Genomic DNA, 26,452 nt, shown 5'->3' with positions numbered 1-26,452 from the left:
CATTAAGTCACTGCAATATGATGTATTTCTTTATGTAACTAAGTTGGTTAAACTAATTCAAATTCATAATAATAAAAACCAAACTTCGTGCCCGACCCAGCCTCCATTACTCAGTGCTTTTATGATTACCTCGATCTATCAGAATCGGATCAAAATCAGTGGCTTGAATCATTACAACGGCAGAATTCCGCTCTCTATCAACAATTGGTGACTTTGTTGGCTTCAAAAACAACGTCGACCTTTTCTTTGAGCCAACTATTAACTGATCATGCCCAGACTTGGTCTAGCTCAAGACAAGACTATTCCAATTTGCGCATCGATAAATATCAGTTAACCGAGGAGATTGGTCGAGGTGGCGTGGGCGTTGTCTATGCCGCCCATCGAGCGGATGATTCTTTCGAACAACAGTTGGCGATTAAATTTATTCAACCGACCATGAACCAAGTATTGGGTTCTCGAATGTTATTTAACGAGGCGCAGTTACTGGCTAAACTGAATCATCCTGCTATCGCTAAGGTATTTGATGGCGGCATTTATAATGATCAGGTTTATATGGTGATGGAGCGCATTGATGGCCTAGCGTTCAACGCTCACCTCCAACATTATCAGCTTAACCTGCACCAGCGATTACAATTATTTAGTCAGTTATGTCGTGCCATTGAGCATGCGCATGATCATCATATCCTGCATGCCGATCTTAAACCCGAAAATATTCTCGTCACCGAACAGCATCAATTAAAACTAATTGATTTTAACCTCACGCAAAAATTGCGTGAGGGCCATGGTGATAAACCACAATTTGAATTTAAAGCTTACAGTGCCGACTATGCCAGCCCTGAACAAAAACGGGGCGATTATTTAACTCAACAAAGTGACGTGTATTCATTAGGCAAAGTACTGGCGAGCATAATTCCTGTGGGGTCACTGACTGCAACTTTAACCCTGATCATAAACCAAGCGACAGCAGAGCATACTACCGAAAGATATCAAACTGTTGGCGAGCTGCGACAAGACATTGATGCGCTGCTTGCACATCGTCCGATTAAACAACAGTCTGAGCAACCGTGGCACGTACTAAGTTGCTTTATTCGACGTCGCCCCATGCTTAGTGCACTCAGTTTACTTCTCGTTTGCTTGGTGATGATGTTCACTTATACGCTGATCGAAAAAAACCGACAATTACAGCAAGAACAACAAATCACAGAAAAGATATTGTTGCAATTAACCACCCTGATGCATCACGCACAGTACGCACAGGGAGAGTCACTCACTCTCGAAGGAATGCTAGATATGACTCGGCGATCACTACTGTCTAGCCAAGAGATACCACAACACATTAAACAAAAACTACTGGCAGCCTTAGTGGCTCCGAACGTACCTAAACAAAAACTCATACTCAATTGCTCTGATAACCAATGTCAATGATCATCACTATCCTCTGCTCGCGGCTTAAATTTACTCAATTTTTGATGGGCTTATTGTGCTTGGTAAGCCTATCTTGCTTAGCTAGTGGTACTCAAAATGGTACAGCTACGGTTCAAGATGTCGCAGAGGTTATTTTTCATCCTCAAGGTCAGCGATTAATCAATACCATGATTCAAAAACGCGACTGGCATGGCAGAGTCTGTTTGCATGATCTGGATCGTCAATTTCACCCAGACTACCAACCTCCCATTGGCCGTATTATCTTTTCGATTGACAACGATGGCCTCACTGAATACCCCTCACCCGGTGACTATTTTCAAAATTGTCATCTCGATATCAAGGGGGCTATTACCTCGCAATCAACCGAGCCTTTGCAACCTTTTGTTGATCGCCAAGGGCTACTTGGCTGTGCCCTTACCGGCTGTACTAACAATGATTTAAGTGGTTTTTATGTCGAAGATCACGACGATGAAGGCGACTGGAAATATCGTACCATTGCTCTGAGTTTTCACCCTGAGAGCCAGTTATTGATCGAAAAAGTACAAGGCTTAGGCCCAAACCAGCATATTAGTCATCATAATTTAGGGCAAACTTTAGCCTTCACTTACCCACAACAGAAAGGTGACCGAATCAACCTATCGGGTATTTGGCGACAAACCTTCTATCAACAAAATGGTATCGAATATCGTTGTCTGCTTATCTCACCGAATACGATTAAGCTCGGCCCACAGCATCAACCAAACTGCCCAGCGCAGATCAACGACTATCGCGAAGATATCTCCGCTCAGTTTCCTGCCATGTGGTGGCGTAATAATCCAGAGCCTTATGTCCAGCTTGCCCAGCTCAACACCAGCGTCACTTGGTATGATGCGGAACAAGGTAGACAGATTGTCAGTTGGGAGTATCTGCCTGCTGGAGAGCGCTGGGATCAAGGAATTTTGTATCGCTTACAACAGCAAAAAATTCGAGCCCAAGATGGCAGTGAAACCTTACAACTACTTCACGCCAGCGAGTTCACCAAACAACACCATGAGATAAAAACTAAATGAATCACTTTACCCAGATCTTACACCAGTGGCAGCAAGGGGATAAAGAGGCCGAAGCACAGTTATATCAGTTGGCCTATCAACAACTTCGCCGTTTAGCCGAACAAGAACGGCGTAAAAACATCGCTAAATATGGTCACGATAATCCGGTATTAAGTGAGGAGTTATACAATACCACCGTACTGGTTCATGAAGCCTACATCAAATTAGCGCAAGCCGATTTACAACAGATTCGCCATCAACGTGAATTTTTACTGCTCGCCGCTAAAGTCATGGGGCAAATATTGATTGATCATGCCAGAACAGTGCAAGCTCAGAAGCGCCAGGCGACAGTATCGCTCCCTACCCCAGCAGAAGCGAATGTTGAACAGCTGATTTTGCTCGATCAAACCTTAGATAGCTTTACGGTTCGCTACCCAAGGCAATCCAACGCGTTAAAGTTAAAATATTTTCTTGGCTTAAAAATCAACGAAATAAGTCAACTGTTAGAGTGCAGCACCAGCTTAATCGAAAAAGATCTTAAATTTGCTCAATCGTGGCTACAACTGCGGATGCATCAATAATGAGATACCTAGTTGGATTGATTGGCCTTGGTTGTTTAACTCTTATCTACTGGCAATGGTCAAGTCAACCATCCGCTGCCGAATCTACCACACTTGTCAGTCAAAAAATTGAACCATCAACAATGGCCGTAACGCTGGGTTTATCACCGCGCTCACGCCAAGAAGAGATGATTGAACTTCAACTAAGCCATGAGATCAACATGGTGATTAATCTGGATCCTAAGCAACCAGTCTTGGAGGCAACGCCATCAGAGAGCGTTACGCAGCCAGTTAACGATGAGAATCTGACGATTGAAGAATTTCATTCACTAACAGATCGCCAGAGAAGAGATATTACCAAGACGGCCCCAGACACGACTCAAAATCGCCCTCCTCATATTAACCAAACCTACTATGAGCAGCTTCAGCAACAGATCGCTGGTTGGGTATTACCACACGGCAGCGCGATCCATTATTCCGTTGCTATTGAACCTTTATTTATTGATCCAGATGGCGATTTACTTAGCTATCGGGTTGAACTTAATAGTCGCGCACTACAAGTACGTAGTTTAACACCCTTAACCCTGACAGGTATCGCTGACAGTCAAGAAAGCGAGCTAAGGCTCAGTATCTCAGCTAATGATAATCAACATGGATTAGAGTCTGAAAATTGGGTGACGGCACATTTTTCGTTGCCTGCAATTACACCACAGCCACCGCTAAGCGATATGTTAATCGATCAACCCTTATATCGAATTAATACCACTAGAACCCTTGGCAGCCAGCGTTACCCGTTTCATGTTTTACAGTGTGAGTTATTCGAACTCAAAGAAGGTAACGTCTGGTACGCGGCAGCTAACCATCGACGACGCTGCCCGCAGCTAGAGGAGATGAGAATCGTGGCCACCTATCAGCAGCAAGATGAACACATTCACTTACACTTTCCAGCCGGAAAAACCGCCAGTTGGCAGCTGCGTCATCATTATCCCTCTCATTTTTATTCCGATTTGATGATTTATCACATTACCAGTAACGAAAATGGCCAAGAGATGGCGTTCAGTTTATTTGATCAACGAGTTGGCGCAGAATCACGCTTGAACGTAGATACCGGTGAATATCAGTATCAAGGCTTAAATTTCGATTATCTGATGCTCAATGCCCAGCAAGAGTTTTATCCCATCGGCCTATTTAACTATATTTTTGACGTACGCCACATCCAACCAAATTACTACCAACCTGCAGATTCAGATCTGAATGTTTTCCATCCAACTCATAGTCTGTTTTGTCGAGATATCGAGCCTTATTGGGCCTATTCGAGCTTAATTGGTTCTAGCCACTATCAAATCCCCTTAATTAGTGAAAGTGGTGATCGCGCTGGCAACTATCCTCCTTTATGTGGTGAATATGCACGAACCAAAACCCGTATCGCCGTCTATTTAGACCATGAGTTTTTAGCTCAAGATGTGCCGGTTGCGGGTGAAATTTATACCTATTTACTTTATCCGCGTCCTGAATACGCGCACTTATTGGAGAAATTTGCGATTAATCTGATTTACCATTCACCTAAGTAAGTCACCTAAAATCGCCATAATGCCTGTAGACCAAGGCTAAATGTCACGGTATCCGCCTCAGGAACTAAAGCATTGGCGGATCGTGGTTGATATTCACTGCAACGGCCTTGTTCCATGGTCAGGCAATGATTCAACTCAACTCGCTTATTTTGGGAAGCAAAGCGCTTTTCATAGCTAAACTGCATAAAGCCACCCACATTCAGTCCCGGCATAATTTGATAACTCAGTGAGCCCTCAAGCCCAGTGCGAAAACCAAAGCTATCAAAACTCATATCGGCAAACTGTGAATTGGTGATTCGATTCCATAGCGGTAGGCCGAACATTAGCTTACCTTTCAACTGCCACCCGTCAGCACCACTGAGATAACCAGAGTCATAGCCAAGCCCAGCATCAAGATAAACTTGGGTCATGGTTTCCTTCCAAGTACCCACATTTTGTAAATGGCCTTGTCCTAAATAAGTGTTGGCGGCATAACGGGTGTAAGTCTGATAAGTAAATGAAGGTCCAGCCACTATCCGCCAATGATCTTGCCATTTATAGTGCAGTTGTACATGAGTTGCGGTTTTTAAATATTCGGTCTGATTATCTTGCAAGCGCTGGCCTTGCCACTGCCACTGCTCTTGTGCATTGCGAGGAGAAAATGTACCCAAAGCATCAATTGAAAAATCCCAATTCGTATTGATGCGATATAAACCACCGCTATTGAGCACCGGATTAAGCATAGTGACTGAAGATTGAGTCGCGCCATGTTGCTCTTGGTAATGAACATTCTCAACCCCCAATGTGAAATATGAATAACCATATTCTGCTGTATTAGCGGCCAAACAAGAAAATGAGCAAAATAAACAGCTAGCGATAGTAAGGGGTTGTCTCATGTTCCACTCCTTATGATGAGAGGCGCAGATACTACCCATTTGGCGCTAAATGCCAACGCTCGATAAACAAAAAAAATAAAATAAATTTTACGGATTTTTCTCTGATTTCCGTTCCTTGATATTGATATCAAAAGCCAGTACAACCACGCTCATTGATATTCATACACCGAAACGACTTGAAGTTATGAATAGTTACTCCCGATCAGCGTAGACAAACTATCTGATTGGGGTAAACGAACATAGCCAATACCACTAAAGCTTCAAGTAGGAAGGGGATATACCTTAACTATCGGCTTAATAGCTAAGGTTTAACTGTGCACTAAATAAGTTTGCAAGGAAATTCAACATAATGAACAAAATTAGTTTACTAACTCTGTCAGTAGCAATCGCATTGAGCGGCTGTGGTTCCGATAGCGCGGATAATAGCGAGCAGCCACCCATTACAGCGGGAGTGTTAATCACCGCCCTTGATGGTCACTTTTATCAAGCGGTGATCTTTGACGATGCGAATAAAAACGGCAAATTCGATCATAATGAGCATGTATTTGGCTTAACCGACCAAAGTGGTCAATTGGAATTACCGGCTGACTATCAACTCAAAGGTCACTTAGCGGTACAGACCTTGACCCCAGGTGGAGCGGTGCAGAGCAGCTTGGCGAGCCAAAATGCGGCTTATGCCGGTAAATACACCATTGATATGGACCATCCGGCTCAAGCCATGGCCCATGAAGTGGTATTTCGCGCTCCTACCCTTGAGGCACAGCAGCAGGTGATTTCGCCAATCACCGATTTGATTGTGCTAGCAATGAAAAACGATCCGACCAGCGACCTCACTCAAGCGAAACAAACCGTTGCTAACACTTTAGGGCTGGATAACCAGGCGGAACTATTAAGCGATTTTACCAACACCAATCCTAAGCTGCATAAAAAAGCCCAGATCCTCACCGACTCGAAAGCCGCTAACCCAGCAAGTTATGACCAAAACGCGGCGCAATTTGCCGAACAAGCAGCAAAACTCGTCGATAAAATGGACGACACAGAGATCAAGGATGTCAATCAACGTCCAGTGATTATCAATGATAATGAGAATGAGAATGCCGAGAGTGATTTCGCCCCTAATGTAGTCACCAACCATAAGCTGCAGGTGAGCAAAGAGGTTAAGGGTAAACTTGAGGACGATTTTGCCAATCTAAATCTCAAAGAAGGCGACACCTTTGCTGACCAAGCGTTTTCTATCGCGGACTTATTTAGCGATAAAGACCAAACGACTGTTAAGGTTGAATTAGAGCAGGATTTAAAGGCTTCAGGACTGAGCGCGAAGATTGACAATCAGCAATTGGTTCTCAGCTCAAACGGCTCTGAGCTCAAGGCACAAGATAATCTTTACTTGATCTTAGTCGCCACCGATAAAGACAACCAAGAGGCAAAGCTAGGTAAAGTGCGCGTACAACTAAACTTAAAAGTGACCGCGCTAAATCAAGCCCCCGTCATCAATCTAGCTGAAAAAGAGACATTACAGCAACAGATCGATGCTTGGTATCTCCAACAAGGGGAAGCGTTTGATCAATCGATTAATATCAGCGCGCTATTTAACGATACCGATGGCCAAGTCGTTAGCTATTGGGGCGGTGAGGTACAAGTTGCAGGATTAACCATCGCTGATGTTGATAGCCCAATGATCACCCTTAGTGGCACTCCAAGCCAAGCTTCTCCAGCTGGAAAAACCTTTACCGTTAAGGTCAAAGATGACCAAGGGGCAGAAAGCTCGACAACCTTTATTCTACCAGAGGTAAAAGAAGGGATTGCCCCGCCATCACTCAAGCATCCTTTAGAAGCCACCACTTGGTATCGTCTTGAACACGGAGGTGGTACGGCAACAACTAAACTACCGTATGATAGGATTTGGTGCGATACGCTGCATTTTGAAAACGGCAAAATATCGGGTAACTACCGCACTATGGACAACTTAACCCAGTGTGGCAATCTCGACAATCGTTCTTGGTATAACGGCACCTATCAAGTTCAAGGCGAGAAATTGATAGCCTCTTTCGGTCAAGAAAAAGCCACACTAACGATTACAGACGCTGATGATATCGCCCCAGGCGCAAAAACTTTAACTTGGTCATCTGACGAAGGAACCGAGCGTTACACATTGTTTCATCGTAAGTCAGACGCTGAAGCGCGAATTCAAATAAAATCGAATGACGGCCCAGAAAAGCGCTTTTTCCCTATGATGTTACCGACACAGCAAGAGGGCGTTGAAGCATTAGGCATGGTCTCATTATCGCTATTGAGAAACAACAATCCAGATGATATCGGGGCAATGGATGCAAACTTAACGTTGGAGTTCCCAGACCAAAATTTCACTTGCCAGAATGCAGAAGAGTTTTATAAGTACTTTATCATTCACGGACCACAGCTAGTCACTGAAACGACCGATTACAATACGGGTAAAGTTTACAAATCTTACGGTGTTTATTCGGGTAACGAATGGGGTACCTCACTTGAGTGCCATGAAAAAACAGCAAATCACATTGAGCACGCATCGATTGATTTCGACCTACCGGAACTAACCATTGGTAGTGTGTATAGCTTTATCGGCAGAGTAAAGAACCATCAAGGGCAATATATTGAAGCCATTAAGTTCAATGTCACCTGGACAGGGACAGGCGATAACGAGTAATTATTAGCCTCGAAAAATATCAAGCCCCGCTATGCGGGGCTTTTTCACTGACTCACCGACTTTACACACAATACATTCAGCTTCGAATTACCTTGTAGTTGAGTCACTTTACCGCTGGCAAATAACCCTTTACGACCTTCTCCCCAATAGGGAATGTATAATGGCCACTGATCTCGCTCGGCAATTTGACTGGCTAATAGCTGCTGCCACTCTTGCTGATTTACTAAACGCATCGTTTGTTGCTGACAAAGCGTTCTTGCTTCGTCATAACTGAGTCGATTCCATGGCTGGTTGTGCTCCATATAAAACGACTTATTTTTCGCAAAGCTATAAGGAACGACATAAGTCGTGCCATTAATCGTCGCTTGATGACGGATCTCAACATCTTCAGAAACACTTACAGGCCGAGCAGAGCGTAGCGGTTGAATTGCCGCTACACCACTTTCTGCCACTTTTCGTTCCGCCTGTTTTGCCGGACTGTCCGTGGTTGGAGTAGTTACCGTTGAGGAATGCGGTGCTGATGGGCGAATTTCTCGAATAAACGCATCACGATAAGCGGCAAGGTTATTAACCAGCATCAACTCACTGCGTGCTTGGGTAAAACTATCGTAGGGGCCGATCAAACAGCGTGTGGCTCGCCCTTCTGGCTTCATCCATACATGGGTTGAAATCTGTTGATAGATAAGCTTCGCTTGTTCAAGCGATAAGGGTTTATCAAGTAGACCACATTGAATCCAGAACTGAGATTGACTTGAACGTGGCTGACTATTGCCCCATAACCCATCACCGATCGGGCAATGACTGGCCAGAACCGGTAACTGTTCGCTAGAGGCTTGCGTCGCTTCGCAAAGTACCTCTTGCGCAAATAATGGGCCGTTGAAGAATAAAGCTCCGCCCAATAGTAGGTAAACGAGCCCTCGTGGTGCAGTGTTGATTGTGCTGATTCTCATATCTATCGTTATCCCAACTTTAGTGACAACCGTGATTTGATTCGCTACTAACTCAATGACCTAAAAACCACTGCGAAAATCACGCCAACCTCTATGTCTAGAAAAAGAGAGTCGTCTTCAATGACGACTCTCAGTGTAAGTGGCATATCGATATAAAATCAATCAGCTAGACCTTAACCTTTATAAATTTTAGGATTAAAGACATCACGCAGCCAATCTCCTAGTAAGTTAATCACCAAAACTAAGCTGATCAAGATGATGCCGGGGAATACGGTTATCCACCATGCTCCAGAGAAAATATACTTAAATCCGGTGCTGATTAATGCTCCTAAAGAAGGTTGATCGACAGGCAGTCCTAAACCAAGAAACGACAACGCCGCTTCAGACATGATCGCATTGGCGATTTGTACTGTCGAAATGACTAAGATTGGTGATAAACAGTTGGGCAAAATATGGCGAAACATAATCCGTAACGACTTAAAACCCATCACACGCGCCGCTTCAACGTACTCTTTTTGCTTTTCAGCTAACACGGATGCGCGAATGGTTCGAGCATACTGAGGCCATTCCGCAATACCGATGATCACCACCAGCATGATCACCGCATATTGGCTATAAAACTCGCCGCCAAAACTGGCTTTAAAAATCGCCGAAACAATGATGGCTACCATCATGGTCGAAAAAGAGAGTTGAATGTCGGCAAAACGCATTAAAAAACTGTCGATACGCCCACCAAAATAGCCCGCAGAAAGACCAATAATGATCCCTAAGATAAGCTGCAACCCAACGGCGAGAAAGCCTATCGTCAGTGATAAGCGCGAGCCATACAAAATGGTTGAGAGAATATCTCGGCCTTGCCCATCAGTACCCAATACAAATTGCCCATCACCGCCGTCTATCCACATAGGAGGCAGCTCAGAATCCATGATGTCGATACTGGCGAGATCGTAAGGATTACTCGGCGCAATCACAGGCGCTAACAAGGCTAACAGTAAAAAAACACTAAATAGCGCAAAGCTGACCATCGCCACTTTATCGCGTAAAAAATAATACAAAAAATCCGATTGTTTAAAACGCTGCCAAGCGGAGGGCATGGTTGTTATTGCCGTCATGATTAGGCTCCTTTTCCGGTGAGATTCACCGTCGGATTAATTAATCCATACAGTAAGTCAACGATCGTATTGGTGACGACAAAAATTAACCCAACAAAAATTACGTAGGCCGTGATCAGCGGTGTATCGACACGATTAATCGCTTCCAAAAAGAGTAATCCAGTCCCCGGCCACTGAAAGACCGTTTCGGTCAAAATGGTATACGCCACCATGGTACCAATTTGTACACCGCCTACCGTCAACACCGGTAATAGGGTATTTTTTAAAGCATGTTGAAAATAGATTTTATTCATCGCTAAGCCTTTGGCTTTAGCGAACTTAATGTATTCAGAGTTTAAAACTTCTAACATCTCTGCTCGGACTAAACGAATAAACAGAGGCAGCATAATCGAAGACAAAGCGACACTTGGTAACACTAAATGACTTAACCCATTGAGGTTAAATAACCCCGACTGCCAGCCGAAAACGTTGGTGGTTTGACCGCGGCCATAAGAAGGCAGCCAACCCAGTTCAATCGAAAACACATACATCAACATAATGGCGGTCAAAAAGACTGGGATCGAAATACCAATGCTGCTGCCTGCCATAATAAGTTTCGAAAACAGCCGTTTAGGGTGGATAGCCGAATAGACGCCTAATGGAATCGATAAGGTAATGATGATCACGGTCGCGGCAAAAACCAGCTCAAGAGTCGCAACCAGTTTATCCAAAATCACCTCAGCCGCTGGGCGTTTGAAAAAGTAGGAAGTCCCTAAATCACCTTTGATCGCCGCGCCTAAGAAACGACTATATTTGACCAAAAATGGGTCATTAAGCCCCAACTCATCACGCATCGCTTGGCGCTGTGCTTCCGACACCGATTGCCCAACCAGTTCACGCAACGGATCGCCTAAGTTATCTTGGATGGCAAACGCCACCAAGCTAATCACAAACATAACGATCAGTGCCTGATATAGGCGTTTGATCAAAAAAGAAAACATTCCCTGCCCCTTACAACACTATCCATCACCCTGCTGGGGTGATGACAATATTGACCACAATAAACAACGGCTTTAAAGAAGAAAAAGGTTGCCATCTAAGAGGGCAACCTTTCCTCAACCTCAAACATTTCAGAAAGGTTATCTAAACGCTACTTGTTGACAACCAGATCACCAAAGTAAGGGAAGTCCATACCATTGATGATCGGCGCTAACTCAAGGTTTTTCTTCGCAGCCCAAGAGGGGTCTTGCCAATGCAATGGTACAAAGGCCGCTTCGTTGTATAGGATCTCTTCTACCTTTTTCAGCATCTCACTGCGTTTGGCTAAATCGGTCTCGACGTTAGACGCATTAACTAAGGCATCCACTTCTGGATTAGAGTAGTGACCACAGTTGTACTGCCCTTTACCAGTCTGTTCATTACGCGTCATGGTCAAAAACTCGGTAAAGTTAGCGGAATCTTCTGTATCTGGGTGCCAACCAATCAGCAACATATCCGCCGCACATTTATCAAATTCTGGCCAATATTGCGCTTTAGGCATGGTTTTCAAATCAACTTTAATATTGATACGAGCAAGCATTGCAGAAGCGGCTTGAGCAATTTTATCGTCATTAACATAGCGGTTATTCGGCGAAATCATCGACAAATTAAAGCCTTGTTCATAACCTGCGTCTTTCATCAGTTGTTTGGCTTTTTCAAGATCAAAACGCGGTTTGAGATTCTCGTTATAACCGGCATAACCGACTGGACTCTGCTGACCCGCGGCCGTTGCTGCGCCACGCATAACACGATCGACAATCCCTTGATTATTAATCGCATAGACAATCGCTTGACGAACACGTACATCACGTAGGGCTTCATGACTATTTTGGTTTAATTGAAAGGTGATCACGCGTGTACCCGGCATGGTGTACAGCTCAACATCACGCGCATTACGAATGCGCTGGTAATCATTAGGCGAGACAGGTGCAATCATATCAACACCACCAGATAATAATGCCGCCACACGGGTTGCATCTTCTTTGATTGGCACGAGAGTCAGTTTCTCAACGTTACCTTTGCTGGCTGTATCCCAGTAATCCGCAAAGCGAGCAAACTCCATACGAATACCCTGCTCACGGTGAGTAATAATGAAAGGGCCGGTGCCCGAAGCATTTAAAGAAGCAAAGGAAGATCCGTGTTTGACAATTTCCGCTTTATCTTTGCCATCAGCGGTCTTACCAGAGTAGAACTGGCTGTCCATCGGGAAAATATAGGTCGCAACGTTTTCGATCAGGGGATAAACACCATGGGTTTTAATATCCACCGTGTAATCATCCACTTTACTGATCGAAGCTAGCGGCTCAAAAATACCTTTAAAATCGGCGGACTCTTTCAAGCGATTGAACGTCCATATCACATCATCGGCGGTGAAAGGATTACCAGAGTGAAACTTGACGCCTTCGCGCAAATGAAAGCGCATGGTTTCATCATCCAAACGCTGCCAAGATTTCGCTAAACGGGCTTCAAATTGCATGTCTTGAGTAAAACGAATCAGCGGATCAAACACCATGTGCGATAACTGAAGTGTACCGCCAGAGAGCTGCTCATGAGGATCCATCGACACGGGGTCTGAATCGTAAGCGATTTTGATTTGTGCAGCGTTGAGCGAAAAACTCAGTCCAGCAGCAATTAAGGCTAGGGCTAGCTTGCTTTTAATGATTTTCATTGCATAACTCCTTATGCGGGAATCGATATCCCTATGGGTTGTTTTGGTTATTGGGTACAACGTCGATGACCTATCGTCAACCTTTAACGCTCATCGCGCATTAAGCCGAGACTCGTTGTTCTCTTAAGCCTGTGAATTCCGGCATTAACGAGATCAATTGTTGACTGTATTCATGTTGTGGATGGGTAAACAATTGCTCTGTTGGGGCAACTTCCAATAAGGTCCCCATCTTCATCACCCCGACTCGGTCACACATCTGGCGAATAACCGGCAAATCATGACTGATGAATAACATGGTTAAATTGAGCTCTTGCTGTAAGTCTTTTAATAAATTCAAGATTTGTGCTTGCACAGAAACATCCAAGGCAGAAGTCGGTTCATCACAAATCAATAGACGAGGACGAGTCGCGAGAGCTCGAGCAATCGAAATACGTTGACGCTGACCACCAGAAAACTCATGAGGATACTTAACGCCAGCCATTCGGCCCAAGCCAACATACTCTAAAAGATCGTGCACGATTTGCCGCGTTTGCGATTCATTGTCGGTCAAATGGTGGAAGCGAATTGGTTCAGCAATAATGTCCATCACCTTCATGCGAGGATTCATTGACGTATACGGATTTTGAAACACCATTTGCATTTGACGGCGGATAGGACGACGCTGTTTTTCCGATTTGAGAGCGGTAAGATCGATTCCCTCAAACGTCACTCGACCTTCATTAGGTTGATATAAGCCCGCGATCACTCGCGCGATGGTTGATTTACCCGATCCCGACTCACCGACCAGTCCAAACGTTTCCCCTTCATGGACTTGGAAACTGACATTGTTCGATGCTTGAACATATTCACGACGACTGGCAAACAATGAGTCTTTGGTTACAAAGCGCAAGTTAACCTGCTCAACATTCAATAGTGGGCCAGTATAGGCACGCTGATCTTGGCTTTGTCCTAACCAATGGGTTTTGATATCCAGTGGCGCCAGTTCACTGGCTTGCTCGATGTAGCTAACCAGCGGAAATCGGTCTAATTTCATGTCCGAGCGCGGGACGGCAGAGATCAAACTACGTGTGTAAGGATGATCAGGGTCGCCAAGCACTTTCGCCGTCGGTCCAAATTCGACGAGATCACCGCGATACATAACCGCAACACGGTCGGTAACATTAGAAACAACGCCCATATCGTGGGTCACCAGCATACAGCCAACATTATTTTTCTTACACAAATCACGAATCAAACTCAAGATCTGATCTTGAATAGACACGTCTAGCGCAGTGGTTGGCTCATCGGCAATGATCAGGTTCGGCTCTCCGGCCAAGGCGATAGCGATAACCACTCTTTGACGCATACCACCTGAAAATTGATGAGGATACTGCTTAAGACGATTTTCAGGCTGCGGAATACCTACTTGATTCATCAACGCTAATGCGCGTTGGTAAGCCTGTTCATTACTCACCTTCATATTGGCATGAATGGTTTCCGTTAACTGCTGTTCAACGGTGAATAATGGATTTAAAGACGTCATCGGATCTTGAAAAATAAAGCCGATTTTTGAACCACGCACTTGGCGCATTTTTTCTATTGATAGGCCAGAAATTTTCTCGCCATTTAAAAACACCTCACCACCAGCAACGGTGCCAGGAGGACTCAATAGATCAATAATTGCATTACCGACGGTCGATTTGCCAGCCCCCGATTCACCGACGACACCAACAATTTCACCGCGCTGAATATCCAGTGTGAGTGATTTTACCGCAACATGAACCCCATGACGTGAGGGATATTCTATGCGTAAGTTATTAACTTCTAAAAGTGACATGCAAACCAGACCTCAACCGCTATGGCGTAATTATCCGTGTCTGAGACTGACTGATTCAGACCATAAAATGGCTGATTATTCAGTCAGTACCAATTAATCCTTTTGACCAGTCCATTGTTCTGGTTATTTACAAGTTGAACAATTTGGCAAAATTTTCACATAAAAGCAACAAGCAAACTCGAAAAGATAAATTTATCGCTGAGTTATCGAAAAGCTCAACTCAGCGCTGACTCACCACTTATCTCTACCATGATCACAAAAAGCCCCAGTCTTTCGACTGGGGCTTCTTGTAGTGGTCGGTGAAGAGCTGGGCTTGAATATCAGGCGAACCCCCGACCCTAGCAAGAGCGCTATATCATTTTAAATTTAGCGCATGAAAAAAGCCCCAGTCTTTCGACTAGGGCTTCTTATAGTGGTCGGTGAAGAGCTGAGCTTGAATATCAGGCGAACCCCCGACCCTAGCAAGAGCGCTATATCATTTTAAATTTAGCGCATGAAAAAAGCCCCAGTCTTTCGACTGGGGCTTCTTATGGTGGTCGGTGAAGAGGGATTCGAACCCCCGACCCTCTGGTCCCAAACCAGATGCGCTACCAAGCTGCGCTATTCACCGAAACAATTTTTTGCTTTAAGAACAACTACCGAGGGTCGCCCTTTAGTCCGCTGCTCATAAAATCGGGATACGCTACCAAGTTGCGCCATTCACCGATATCTTTTTATACTGCTTAAATAATGGGGTGACTAACGAGGCTCGAACTCGCGACAACCGGAATCACAATCCGGGGCTCTACCAACTGAGCTATAGCCACCATCAATCTTTGTAATAGCTAATTAATTATAGCTATTTGTCAGTTAAGCTAATTGCTTAACTTATTGAAAATGGTCGGTGAAGAGGGATTCGAACCCCCGACCCTCTGGTCCCAAACCAGATGCGCTACCAAGCTGCGCTATTCACCGAAACAATTTTTACTTTAAGAATAACTACCGAGGGTCGCCCTCTGGTCCGCTATTCCTAAACTCGGGATGCGCTATCAAGCTGCGCTATTCACCGAAACAATTTTTACTTTAAGAACAACTACCGAGGGTCGCCCTCTGGTCCACTATTCCCAAACTCGGGATGCGCTACCAAACTGCGCTGCTCACCGATATAATTTTTTATCTCGAAAAATCAAGAATGGAAGCTATTGCTACCAAAATAATGGGGTGACTAACGAGGCTCGAACTCGCGACAACCGGAATCACAATCCGGGGCTCTACCAACTGAGCTATAGCCACCACTGATGTTGCCAATACACACCCTAATCAACCAACCGGATGGCGCGCCCGAAAGGATTCGAACCTTCGACCTTTGGCTCCGGAGGCCAACGCTCTATCCAGCTGAGCTACGGGCGCATGCCCTATCGGCGGAGTGGAATAATACGGATATCCCCTGAGGGCGTCTAGTACTTTTTCAACTTTTTTTCTTGTTTGGCGTCTTTTTCAACAAACCTTGCCGATAAAAGCCAATTTTACCGCTAACTCTTGCCTCTAAAGCGCGTTATCAGTGATAGACAATACGCCATCACCCAAAATAATCCGTTAATGGCTAAAGTCGATATTGGCTATTTTTTAGTAAACATGGCTTTTAAATTAGCGATATGTGCTTGGCCTTTATTCATTCGCTCTTCTTGAGAAAGCACTTTTTTCTTCGTTTCCCATTCAACATCGTCGTAAGGTAATTCATCCAAAAAGCGACTTTGGGTCGGTTTAATCAGTTCACCAAACTGACGGCGTTCTTTACAAACGGTAAACGTTAATTCTCGCTGCGCTCGTGTAATGCCAACGTACATCAAACGACGCTCCTCTTCGACATTCTCTTCATCAATACTGGTTTGATGAGGCAAAATGCCTTCTTCAGCGCCTATCAGATAAACGTAAGGAAACTCCAATCCTTTCGAGGCATGCAATGTCATTAGCTGAACAGCATCACTATCGTCATCTTGCTCGCCACGCTCCATCATGTCGCGTAGAGTCAAGCGCTGAACCACTTCTCTTAGAGTTTTCTCTTCTTGATCATAATTGTCACCTTCTAAATCGGCGACAATCCAAGTATAAAGTTCAGAAACGTTTTTCATGCGCATTTCCGCCGCTTTCGCGCTTGAAGATGTCTCATACAACCAATCTTCGTAGTGAATATCACGCACCAGCGAGCGTAAGGCTTCGACAGTATTGCCACGTTCCGCATTATCGGTGATTTCAACTAACCACTGCGTAAAACGTCGTACATTATCCAGGCCTCGCCCCGCTAAATGTTGTTCCAATCCCAGTTCAAAACTCGCCGCAAACAGACTTTTACCTCGCATGTTGGCGTAACTACCTAGTTTTTCTAAGGTCGCAGGCCCTATTTCTCGCTTAGGAGTATTCACGATCCGTAAAAAAGCATTATCGTCATCCGGATTCACCAAAACTCGCAAATAAGCCATGATGTCTTTAATTTCTGCCCGAGCAAAAAATGACGTTCCCCCAGATAACTTATAAGGCACTCGGTTCTGCATCAGTGACTTTTCAATCAGACGCGACTGATGATTACCCCGATATAAAATCGCGTAATCACGGTATTCGGTACGATTAAGAAATTTATGGGCGATCAGCTCTGCAGTGACCCGCTCAGCTTCATGATCTTCATTATTAGCAATAATGACTTTGAGTTTTTCCCCATCAGGAATATCGGAAAACAGTACTTTTTCATACACATGAGGATTGTTAGCTATCAAAATGTTCGCGGCACGTAAAATTCGACTGGTTGAACGATAATTCTGCTCTAATTTAATCAATTTTAAATGACTAAAATCTTGACCTAGCTGGACCAAATTTTGTGGTCGAGCGCCTCGCCAAGAGTAGATCGATTGATCATCATCACCCACGACAGTTAAGCGCCCACGCTCACCGACCAATAGTTTAACTAATTCATACTGACTGGTGTTGGTGTCTTGATATTCATCAACGAGTAAATATCGGATACGACTTTGCCAGCGCGTTCTCACCTCTTGATGATCACGCAAGAGCCGAACGGGTAGTGAGATCAAATCGTCGAAGTCTAAGGCGTTATACGCTTGCATCTGCTTCTGATAACACTCATAACAAAAAGCAAAAAGTTGTTGCTGCTCACCCTTTGCGATGGCTTTGGCTTGTTGCGGCGATACCATGTCATTCTTCCAATTAGAAATGGTACTTAATAGCTGACGCAACAAATCTTTATCGCCCTCTAACTGAGATTCCGTGAGCTCTTTCAATAATGCTAATTGATCTTGATCGTCGAATAATGAGAAACCGGGTTTTAACCCTAACGCTTTGTACTCTCTTCGAATAATAGTTAAACCAAGGGTATGAAACGTTGATACGATGAGACCACGCGACTCCGCTTTACCTAATGTTTGACCAACGCGATCTTTCATTTCTCGAGCGGCTTTATTAGTAAAGGTCACCGCTGCAATATTACGTGCCTTATATCCACACTGCTGAACTAAATAGGCAATTTTATTGGTAATCACGCGGGTTTTTCCCGACCCAGCTCCCGCGAGGACGAGACAAGGACCCGATACATACTTTACCGCTTCATCTTGTCGTGAGTTCAGCTTCATCTTCTTCTCTGTGTGGATTATTCAAGACGCTAATCATAATGCCGCTGATGGCTCAATACTATGTTGAACTCAAAAAACAGTCGCAAAGTAAAATTTTTTCTCATTTACTGCACAACTGTATTGCAAACATGGTTGGGTTGTAGGCTATAATGTGACCTCAGTTAATCAGATATGATGGCAAGCTTATTATTCAGTCAGAAGAAAAATATGAATGCCAAACCATAACAACTGATTGCAAATAAAATGAATTGAGCAAAAAATAGCTATTGGACTCTCTCTTTACTGGTAATCATCGGTACAACCACCTACGTTTTATAAACGTTGCTACCGGTTTATTTAGCTATTGAGCATGAGGTGTATCCAGCGCACTTGGTCCCAAACTCAAGAAAACCTAACCCCTCTCATCGATTGTGATAGGGAAACATTTCAACCATGTGGCACATTTCAAGTCGTTATCGAGCCGATTGAGATACCGTCATTCAACATTAACTTGGAGTTCTCACCAGAATGAAAAAGTGGACATTATTTATGTTACTTATCGTGGTGCTGCTATTTGGTAGCGTGATAGGTTTCAATCTGTTTAAACAGCAAAAAATCGCTGAATTTATGGCTAATCGACCTGAAGCAGAATTTCCGGTAACGGTCACGGAGGTCAATGCCGTTGATTGGGTACCCGTGATTGAAGCCATTGGTTTTATTGAGCCGAATCAAGGCGTCACTCTAACGACAGAAACCAGTGGCGTGATTGATCGCATCTTGTTTGAATCAGGCGCTCAAGTAGAAGAAGATCAACCATTGGTAATGCTTGACTCTGCCGTCGAACAAGCCAATTTAAAGAGCTCAAAAGCTCGACTCCCAGCTGCAAAAGCAAAATACGAGCGCTACAAAGGTTTGTTCAGTAAAGGGTCAATCTCTAAAGAAGCTCTTGATGACGCAGAAGCCAGTTACTACTCGCTCGCTGCCGATATCGAAAGCTTAAAAGCCGCTATCGCTCGCCGCGAAATTAAAGCACCTTTTGCTGGCGTAGTGGGTATTCGTAATGTCAATCTCGGTCAATATTTACAACCCGGCACTGACATCGTACGCCTAGAAGACACCACCGTCATGCGTCTACGTTTTACCGTGCCACAAACTGATATTTCCCGCATTTTCATCGGACAAAATGTTGATATTTTTGTCGATGCTTATCCTGACGATTCGTTTAAAGGCTCGATCACGGCGATTGAACCTGCCGTTAGCGTGCAAAGTGGTTTGATTCAAGTTCAAGCGGATATCCCTAACAGCGATGGTAAATTACGCAGTGGTATGTTTGCTCGCTCGCACATCATATTACCAACACTAGAGAATCAGGTGACTCTGCCTCAAACCGCCATCACCTTTACACTCTATGGCGATAGTGTATTTGTGTTGACTAAAGATAAAGGTGAACAGCGTGTCGAACAAAGAGTCATCAAAGTTGGTGAACGTACTCGTGACATTGCTCATATCCTCGAAGGCATAAATCCTGGGGATGTCGTCGTCACTACAGGGCAAGTTCGTTTAAGCAATGGCGTGAAAGTACGTATCGTAGAAAGCGATGCGACGACTCCACCAGCCAAAACACCGATGCTGTAACCGGAGGAATTATGCGCTTTACTGATGTTTTTATTAAACGTCCAGTTTTAGCGGTATCGATCAGCTTTTTGATTGCATTGCTTGGTTTGCAAGCGATGTTCAAAATGCAAGTGAGCGAATACCCTGAAATGACCAATACGGTGATTACGGTCTCTACCAGTTATTACGGTGCCAGTGCCGACTTGATTCAAGGCTTTATCACTCAGCCATTAGAACAAGCGGTGGCTCAAGCCGATAATATTGACTATATGACGTCTCAATCGGTGTTAGGTAGCTCCAAAATCACCGTTTACATGAAACTCAATACTGACCCTAACGCAGCATTGGCAGATATTTTAGCCAAAACCAACTCGGTTCGCTCTCAGCTACCAAAAGAGGCCGAAGATCCATCGGTCAGTATGTCGACAGGTTCAACAACCGCCGTGTTGTATCTGGGTTTCACTAGCAATGAACTTGATTCCAGTCAGATCACCGATTATTTACAACGGGTGATTAACCCTCAACTGTACGCAATTAATGGTATTTCCAGTATCGATCTGTACGGTGGTATGAAATATGCCCTACGTGTGTGGTTAGATCCGGCAAAAATGGCGGCGTTTAATCTAACCGCGAAAGATGTTATGGGCGTATTGAGTGCAAATAACTATCAATCGGCGACCGGTCAAATCACTGGTGAGTTTGTGCTGTTTAATGGTAGCGCTGATACTCAAGTCTCTAGTGTTGAAGAGCTCAAAAACCTTGTCGTAAGGACCGATGCTAGCAACATTATTCGTCTGGCTGACATTGCCAAAGTCAGTTTAGCGAAGAGTCATGACAGCTACCGGGCGAGTGCTAATGGGCAAGAAGCGGTTGTGGCAGCAATTAACGCCGCCCCAAGCGCTAACCCTATCAATATTGCCAAAGATGTTCTTGATGTCCTGCCTGAGCTTGAGCGCAATATGCCAAGCACGATAAAAATGAATATCATGTATGACTCAACCGTTGCGATTAATGAATCCATTCATGAGGTTATCAAAACCATCATTGAAGCTGCGTTAATTGTACTGGTGGTGATCACGCTATTCTTAGGATCGCTGCGAGCGGTGATTATTCCCATTATTACCATTCCGCTATCACTGATTGGTGTCGCTATGGTGATGCAAGCGATGGGATTCTCATGGAACCTGATGACACTACTTGCGATGGTGTTGGCGATCGGTCTGGTGGTTGATGATGCGATTGTCGTACTAGAAAACATTGACCGGCATATTAAAGAAGGAGAGTCACCGTTTCGAGCGGCAATTATCGGTACTCGGGAAATCGCGGTTCCAGTCATTTCGATGACTTTAACACTAGGTGCGGTATATGCTCCGATCGCTTTAATGGGCGGGATCACGGGTGCATTGTTTAAAGAGTTTGCGCTAACCTTAGCTGGCGCAGTGTTTGTCTCTGGTATTATCGCCTTAACCTTATCACCGATGATGTGCTCGAAGATGCTCAAAGCCAATGAAATACCGAGCAAATTTGAACAAACCGTGCATCATCTACTCGATAAGTTAACTCAGCGCTATGATCGCATGTTGCAAGCAGTGATGTTGCATCGCCCAGTCGTGATTGCCTTTGCGATCATCGTGTTTGCGAGTCTACCCGTTTTATTTAAATTCATTCCTAGTGAACTTGCCCCATCGGAAGATAAAGGGGTAATCATGCTACTCGGTACTGGACAATCTAACGCTAACTTAGATTACCTATCGAATACGATGCATGAAGTGAATAAAATTCTCTCTGATCAGCCAGAGGTACAATTTGCTCAAGTGTTTACCGGGGTTCCAAATTCTAACCAAGCGTTTGGTATTGCTTCAATGTTCCCTTGGAGCGAACGTCAAGCCAGTCAAGCAGAGGTGACGAAACGTGTTGGCCACTTAGTGCAAGATATTCCCGGCATGGCGGTAACAGCCTTCCAAATGCCTGAGTTACCCGGCGCAGGTTCTGGGTTACCGATTCAGTTTGTCATCACTACACCTAACGCATTTGAGAGCTTATTCACCATTGCCAGTGATGTATTAACACAAGTCAAAGCTAGCCCACTCTTTATCTATTCGGATTTGGATCTGAACTACGATTCCGCGACGATGAAAATCAACATCGACAAGGACAAGGCGGGCGCTTACGGTGTGACCATGCAGGATATTGGTATGACGTTAGGGACCATGATGGCCGATGGCTATGTTAACCGTATTGACTTAGATGGCCGATCTTACGAGGTCATTCCGCAGGTCGAGCGTAAATATCGCCTTAATCCTGAATCAATGAAAAACTACTTTGTACGGGCTTCCGATGGCAACATGATCCCATTGGGCAGCTTGATCACCATTGATGTGGTCGCCGAGCCGCGCTCACTGCCTCACTTTAATCAGTTAAATTCAGCAACGGTTGGTGCGGTACCTGCACCAGGTACCGCCATGGGTGATGCCATCGCTTGGTTTGAAAACATTGCTGAAACTCAACTGCCTAAAGGCTATAGCCATGATTATATGGGCGAAGCAAGACAATACGTGACAGAGGGAAGCGCACTCTACGTGACCTTTGGCTTAGCATTAGCGATTATCTTCCTAGTTTTGGCGATTCAATTTGAATCGATTCGCGATCCATTAGTGATCATGGTATCTGTACCTTTAGCTATCTGCGGCGCGCTGATCGCCCTGGCGTGGGGAGCATCAACCATGAATATCTACTCGCAAGTCGGGTTAATCACTCTGGTCGGTTTGATTACCAAACACGGGATTTTGATTTGTGAGGTGGCCAAAGAAGAGCAGTTACATAATAAGCTCAGCCGTATTGATGCCGTGATGGCAGCAGCCAAGGTTCGTCTACGTCCAATATTGATGACTACAGCGGCGATGATTGCAGGCTTGATACCACTGATGTACGCAACGGGTGCAGGAGCCGCACAGCGCTTTAGTATTGGCATCGTGATTGTCGCGGGTCTCTCGATTGGTACTCTGTTTACGCTATTTGTACTTCCGGTAATTTATAGCTATTTAGCGGAGAAACACAAACCGCTTCCTATCTTCGTTGAAGATAAAGATCTAGAGAAACTCGCACGGATTGATGAAGCGAAAGCCGCTCAACGACAACTAGCCGAAAATCGCTCGTAAGCTTCTTCCTCTGTTATCGCAAAGGCCACAAACGTGGCCTTTTTTATTGGCTAAGTAACGACTTTTAACCATGAATTGCATAGAATAGCGGCAATAAATAAGGAGAGACCACCCAATGTTTGATCCCAAAAAACTAGAACAAATTGCTAAACAAATCCACGACTCAATGCCTCAACCCGTCAAAGACCTCGGCTCTGATGTCGAACAAAAAGTGCGCCAAGTTATCCAAGGACAATTAAATAAACTCGATGTGGTTAGCCGAGAAGAATTTGATGTACAAACGCAAGTCTTACTACGTACACGTCAAAAGCTCAGCGATATGGAGCAGAAACTTAACGAGCTGGAAGCGAAACTTAACGAAAAATAAGTAGCGTTAACTGGGAAATGTGAACCGGAAGGAAAAAAGTGGGGCTTCGTGTATCACTCAGCCCCTTTATTATATTTTTATGTTGTTGTGTTTGCTGTGTTGCTCTTTAGTGTGACTAGCGGTTAATCACCAACCGCGATACGCTTCATATCTTGCATATAGCCACGAAGTTCTTCACCAATATATTCAACTGGGTGGTTGCGAATCGCACTATTAACTTCAATTAACGTTGCGTTATCGACTTGATTGGAAACCGCACCAAGTCCCTTGCCAATCACATCGGTACTTACTGAAGGCATAAATTGCTCACGCAGCAATGGTGTGGCGACGTTGGCAAATAAGTAATTACCATACTCAGCAGTATCCGAAATCACTACGTTCATTTCATACAAACGCTTACGGGCAATAGTATTGGCTATCAATGGTAACTCGTGTAGTGATTCATAGTAGGCCGATTCGTCGATAATTCCTGATGCGGTCATCGCCTCAAAGGCTAGCTCAACCCCAGCACGAACCATCGCAATCATCAGAATGCCATTATCAAAATACTCTTGTTCAGCAATTTTGATGTTCGAATCAGGATAATTTTCAAACGCAGTTTGTGCCGTTTCGGCGCGCCACCCCAGTAGCTCAGCATCATCATTCGCCCAGTCAGCCATCATAGTCCGAGAGAAGTGACCAGCAATAATGTCATCCATGTGTTTGTTATACAGTGGGCGTAATAAATCTTTAAGTTGCTCTGATAACTCAAAAGCTTTTACTTTAGCTGGATTTGATAGGCGATCCATCATATGAGTGATACCGCCAAACTTGAGTGCTTCTGTGATGGTTTCCCAACCATATTGGAGTAGTTTTCCGGCATAACTTGGGTCAACGCCTTCAGCAACCATCTTTTCATAACAGACAATTGAGCCCGCTTGTAACATCCCACAAAGAATGGTTTGTTCACCCATTAAGTCAGATTTTACTTCTGCAATAAACGAAGACTCCAAGCACCCAGCACGATGCCCTCCCGTTGCCGCCGCCCACGCTTTAGCAATTTCCCAGCCTTCACCTTGAGGATCATTTTCCGGATGGACCGCAATTAAGGTCGGAACGCCAAAGCCACGCTTATACTCTTCACGAACTTCCGTTCCAGGGCACTTAGGGGCGACCATCACGACCGTAATATCTTTGCGGATCTGCATGCCTTCTTCGACAATATTGAAACCATGAGAATAACCAAGTGCTGCCCCTTGTTTCATTAGTGGCATAATACTTTCTACCACATTAGTGTGTTGCTTATCTGGGGTTAGGTTTATCACTAGATCCGCCTGCGGAATCAGTGTTTCATAGCTACCGACTGGAAAGCCGTTAGACTGTGCATTCTTATAAGATTGACGTTGTTCATCAATCGCCACTTGACGCAAAGCATAAGCAATATCAAGTCCAGAATCACGCATATTTAGGCCTTGGTTCAGGCCCTGAGCGCCACACCCTACAATGACTATTTTCTTACCTTTCAGATAATCGGCTTCTGACGCAAATTCTTCTCGGGCCATAAATCGGCAACGACCCAACTGATCGAGCTGTTCGCGTAAATTTAATGTGTTGAAATAGTTAGCCATTGTGCGCTCCTTGATGATGATCCATACGGTCGGTGGTCATACACCGAATAGCTTTCATAGTAGTGCATGAACATCATTGCTTAAAGTGATATATTCACAAGTAGTAATTGCAATAAATGCAACAATGGTAAGATTAATGAACATAAAAACCCTACAGCTATTCGTACACCTTTGTGAGTATAAAAATTTTAGCAGCACAGCAAAAGCACTGCATGTCAGTCCGTCAGCACTGAGTCGACAAATTCAAAAATTAGAGGACGAAATAGGTCATAGTTTATTTGTCCGCGATAATCGAAGTGTAGAGATCACCCCATCTGGCTATAAACTCTTACCCGTCGCCCAGCGTATGCTTAATGACTGGCGACAACTACAATTACAACTCAATGAACAGCACAGTGAACTGAAAGGTGAAATTCGTTTATTTTGCTCGGTCACTGCCAGTTACAGCCACTTACCTGATTTACTCAATGCTTTTCGTCTCCAACATCCTTATATTGAATTCAAATTACTCACCGGCGATCCAGCTCAAGCGATTGAAATTATTCTTGAAGATGAGGCGGATATTGCCATTGCAGCCATCCCTGACAATGTGCCTTCAAGGCTTGAATTCGCTACGATCAGTGAAATACCGCTGTCAGTGATCGCCCCTACAGGGATCAGTCATTTTTTAGAAGAGCTGCAAAAAGAGTTTCCCGATTGGAACCAAATACCCTTTATTGTTCCCGAGGCAGGGACAGCACGAGAGAGAGCCAACAGTTGGTTTAAGAAAATGAAGATTAAACCCAATATCTATGCACAAATCGCCGGACATGAAGCTATCGTGAGCTTAGTGGCATTAGGTTGTGGTGTTGGCGTGGCACCGGATGTCGTGATCAACAATAGTCCGCTCAGAGATAAAGTCCAAAAGCTCTCTGTATTACCGATTAAGCCCTTTAAATTAGGGGTCTGTTGCAAACGTTCTCAGCTCGATGATCCATTGGTGAGGGCATTATGGCGAGTGATCAGCGACTTCCAAAGCGGTTGACGGGTCAAGAAAGTCCAAATCCTAGTAGTTTGCCTATTTGCCCCATGCAAAAAATCCCCAGCATTGCTGCTAGGGACTCTTATCAGTGGCGGAGCGGACGGGACTCCCTGCCGTTGAACAACCAGCGCGACCCCCGGCGTGACAGGCCGGTATTCTATTTAATTAAACTTATCCGCTGTCTGCTTTTCTTTCGTATTAATAACGAACAACAAAAAAATCCCCAGCATTGCTGCTAGGGATTATTATCAGTGGCGGAGCGGACGGGACTCCCTGCCGTTGAACAACCAGCGCGCCCCCCGGCGTGACAGGCCGGTATTCTATTCAATTAAACTTATCCGCTGTCTGCTTTTATCTGCTATTGATTACCAACCAATAAAAAA

Annotated in this window: 17 protein-coding genes and 5 tRNA genes; 9 read left to right on the top strand and 13 right to left on the bottom strand. The window is 44.6% G+C overall.

The annotated features are described in order from the left end of the window. Positions 1 to 87: 87 nt before the first annotated feature. From FKN88_RS16305 to FKN88_RS16290, 4 genes are read left to right on the top strand one after another with little or no spacing between them, the layout of a single operon-like run. Entirely contained in the window at positions 88 to 1,425 is a 1,338-nt protein-coding gene (locus FKN88_RS16305; RefSeq protein WP_154169613.1) for a serine/threonine-protein kinase, read from the top strand. After that, on the top strand, positions 1,416 to 2,474 hold the full coding sequence (locus tag FKN88_RS16300; protein WP_187985351.1) for a hypothetical protein: 1,059 nt from the start codon (positions 1,416 to 1,418) through the stop codon (positions 2,472 to 2,474). Before FKN88_RS16305 ends, FKN88_RS16300 begins: the two co-directional genes overlap by 10 nt. After that, entirely contained in the window at positions 2,471 to 3,034 is a 564-nt protein-coding gene (locus FKN88_RS16295) for an ECF-type sigma factor (RefSeq protein WP_170906481.1), read from the top strand. Before FKN88_RS16300 ends, FKN88_RS16295 begins: the two co-directional genes overlap by 4 nt. Then, a complete protein-coding gene (locus FKN88_RS16290) occupies positions 3,034 to 4,584 on the top strand; it encodes a hypothetical protein (RefSeq protein ID WP_187985350.1) in 1,551 nt (516 codons plus the stop codon). The genes FKN88_RS16295 and FKN88_RS16290 overlap by 1 nt, the downstream gene beginning before the upstream one ends. Positions 4,585 to 4,589: 5 nt before the next feature. Here the strand turns inward: FKN88_RS16290 and FKN88_RS16285 are convergent, their stop codons facing one another. Further along, a complete protein-coding gene (locus FKN88_RS16285; protein WP_187985349.1) occupies positions 4,590 to 5,459 on the bottom strand; it encodes a hypothetical protein in 870 nt (289 codons plus the stop codon). A 349-nt stretch (positions 5,460 to 5,808) separates the two neighbouring features. On the opposite strand from FKN88_RS16285, the gene FKN88_RS16280 reads away from it, so the two are divergent. Continuing rightward, positions 5,809 to 8,142, top strand: coding sequence for an Ig domain-containing protein (locus FKN88_RS16280; RefSeq protein WP_306687683.1), 2,334 nt, complete (start codon positions 5,809 to 5,811; stop codon positions 8,140 to 8,142). Positions 8,143 to 8,186: 44 nt separating this feature from the next. Here FKN88_RS16280 and FKN88_RS16275 read toward each other — a convergent pair whose 3' ends face one another. The 11 genes from FKN88_RS16275 to rep form a co-directional block, all read right to left on the bottom strand. Beyond that, entirely contained in the window at positions 8,187 to 9,092 is a 906-nt protein-coding gene (locus tag FKN88_RS16275) for an SPOR domain-containing protein (RefSeq protein WP_154169625.1), read from the bottom strand. Positions 9,093 to 9,265: 173 nt separating this feature from the next. Further along, positions 9,266 to 10,204 carry an ABC transporter permease gene (locus FKN88_RS16270; protein WP_154169627.1) on the bottom strand — a complete coding sequence of 313 codons (939 nt, stop codon included), beginning with the start codon at positions 10,202 to 10,204 and terminating at the stop codon, positions 9,266 to 9,268. A gap of 2 nt (positions 10,205 to 10,206) precedes the next feature. Further along, entirely contained in the window at positions 10,207 to 11,184 is a 978-nt protein-coding gene (locus FKN88_RS16265; RefSeq protein ID WP_154169629.1) for an ABC transporter permease, read from the bottom strand. 149 nt (positions 11,185 to 11,333) lie between these two features. Beyond that, on the bottom strand, positions 11,334 to 12,890 hold the full coding sequence (locus FKN88_RS16260) for an ABC transporter substrate-binding protein (protein WP_154169631.1): 1,557 nt from the start codon (positions 12,888 to 12,890) through the stop codon (positions 11,334 to 11,336). Positions 12,891 to 12,990: 100 nt separating this feature from the next. Then, positions 12,991 to 14,706 carry an ABC transporter ATP-binding protein gene (locus FKN88_RS16255; protein ID WP_154169633.1) on the bottom strand — a complete coding sequence of 572 codons (1,716 nt, stop codon included), beginning with the start codon at positions 14,704 to 14,706 and terminating at the stop codon, positions 12,991 to 12,993. 533 nt (positions 14,707 to 15,239) lie between these two features. Further along, positions 15,240 to 15,316 (bottom strand) — tRNA-Pro (locus FKN88_RS16250). Positions 15,317 to 15,436: 120 nt separating this feature from the next. Further along, positions 15,437 to 15,512, bottom strand: a tRNA-His gene (locus FKN88_RS16245). A gap of 71 nt (positions 15,513 to 15,583) precedes the next feature. Next, positions 15,584 to 15,660 (bottom strand) — tRNA-Pro (locus tag FKN88_RS16240). A gap of 242 nt (positions 15,661 to 15,902) precedes the next feature. Next, a tRNA-His gene (locus FKN88_RS16235) sits at positions 15,903 to 15,978 on the bottom strand. Positions 15,979 to 16,018: 40 nt separating this feature from the next. Continuing rightward, a tRNA-Arg gene (locus FKN88_RS16230) sits at positions 16,019 to 16,095 on the bottom strand. Between the two features lie 209 nt (positions 16,096 to 16,304). Then, positions 16,305 to 18,323 carry a DNA helicase Rep gene (rep, locus tag FKN88_RS16225; protein WP_154169635.1) on the bottom strand — a complete coding sequence of 673 codons (2,019 nt, stop codon included), beginning with the start codon at positions 18,321 to 18,323 and terminating at the stop codon, positions 16,305 to 16,307. Positions 18,324 to 18,830: 507 nt separating this feature from the next. On the opposite strand from rep, the gene FKN88_RS16220 reads away from it, so the two are divergent. The 3 genes from FKN88_RS16220 to FKN88_RS16210 all read left to right on the top strand — a co-directional run bounded on the left by FKN88_RS16220 (position 18,831) and on the right by FKN88_RS16210 (position 23,441). Continuing rightward, on the top strand, positions 18,831 to 19,937 hold the full coding sequence (locus tag FKN88_RS16220; RefSeq protein ID WP_040905713.1) for an efflux RND transporter periplasmic adaptor subunit: 1,107 nt from the start codon (positions 18,831 to 18,833) through the stop codon (positions 19,935 to 19,937). 11 nt (positions 19,938 to 19,948) lie between these two features. After that, entirely contained in the window at positions 19,949 to 23,074 is a 3,126-nt protein-coding gene (locus tag FKN88_RS16215) for a multidrug efflux RND transporter permease subunit (protein WP_154169637.1), read from the top strand. 115 nt (positions 23,075 to 23,189) lie between these two features. After that, entirely contained in the window at positions 23,190 to 23,441 is a 252-nt protein-coding gene (locus FKN88_RS16210; RefSeq protein ID WP_154169639.1) for an accessory factor UbiK family protein, read from the top strand. 122 nt (positions 23,442 to 23,563) lie between these two features. On the opposite strand, the gene ilvC is transcribed toward FKN88_RS16210, so the two are convergent. Next, complete coding sequence (gene ilvC / locus FKN88_RS16205; RefSeq protein ID WP_158144505.1) at positions 23,564 to 25,048, bottom strand: ketol-acid reductoisomerase; 1,485 nt, start codon at positions 25,046 to 25,048, stop codon at positions 23,564 to 23,566. 136 nt (positions 25,049 to 25,184) lie between these two features. On the opposite strand from ilvC, the gene ilvY reads away from it, so the two are divergent. Then, positions 25,185 to 26,072 (top strand): HTH-type transcriptional activator IlvY, encoded by an 888-nt coding sequence (gene ilvY, locus FKN88_RS16200; protein WP_154169641.1) that lies wholly within the window; start codon positions 25,185 to 25,187, stop codon positions 26,070 to 26,072. The last annotated feature ends 380 nt before the right edge of the window (positions 26,073 to 26,452 follow it).

This window comes from Vibrio sp. 2017_1457_13 (assembly GCF_030851525.1).
Taxonomy (GTDB): domain Bacteria; phylum Pseudomonadota; class Gammaproteobacteria; order Enterobacterales; family Vibrionaceae; genus Vibrio; species Vibrio metschnikovii.
Note: the sequence above shows the minus strand (reverse complement) of the source record. Positions and strands in the feature narration are given on the sequence as shown.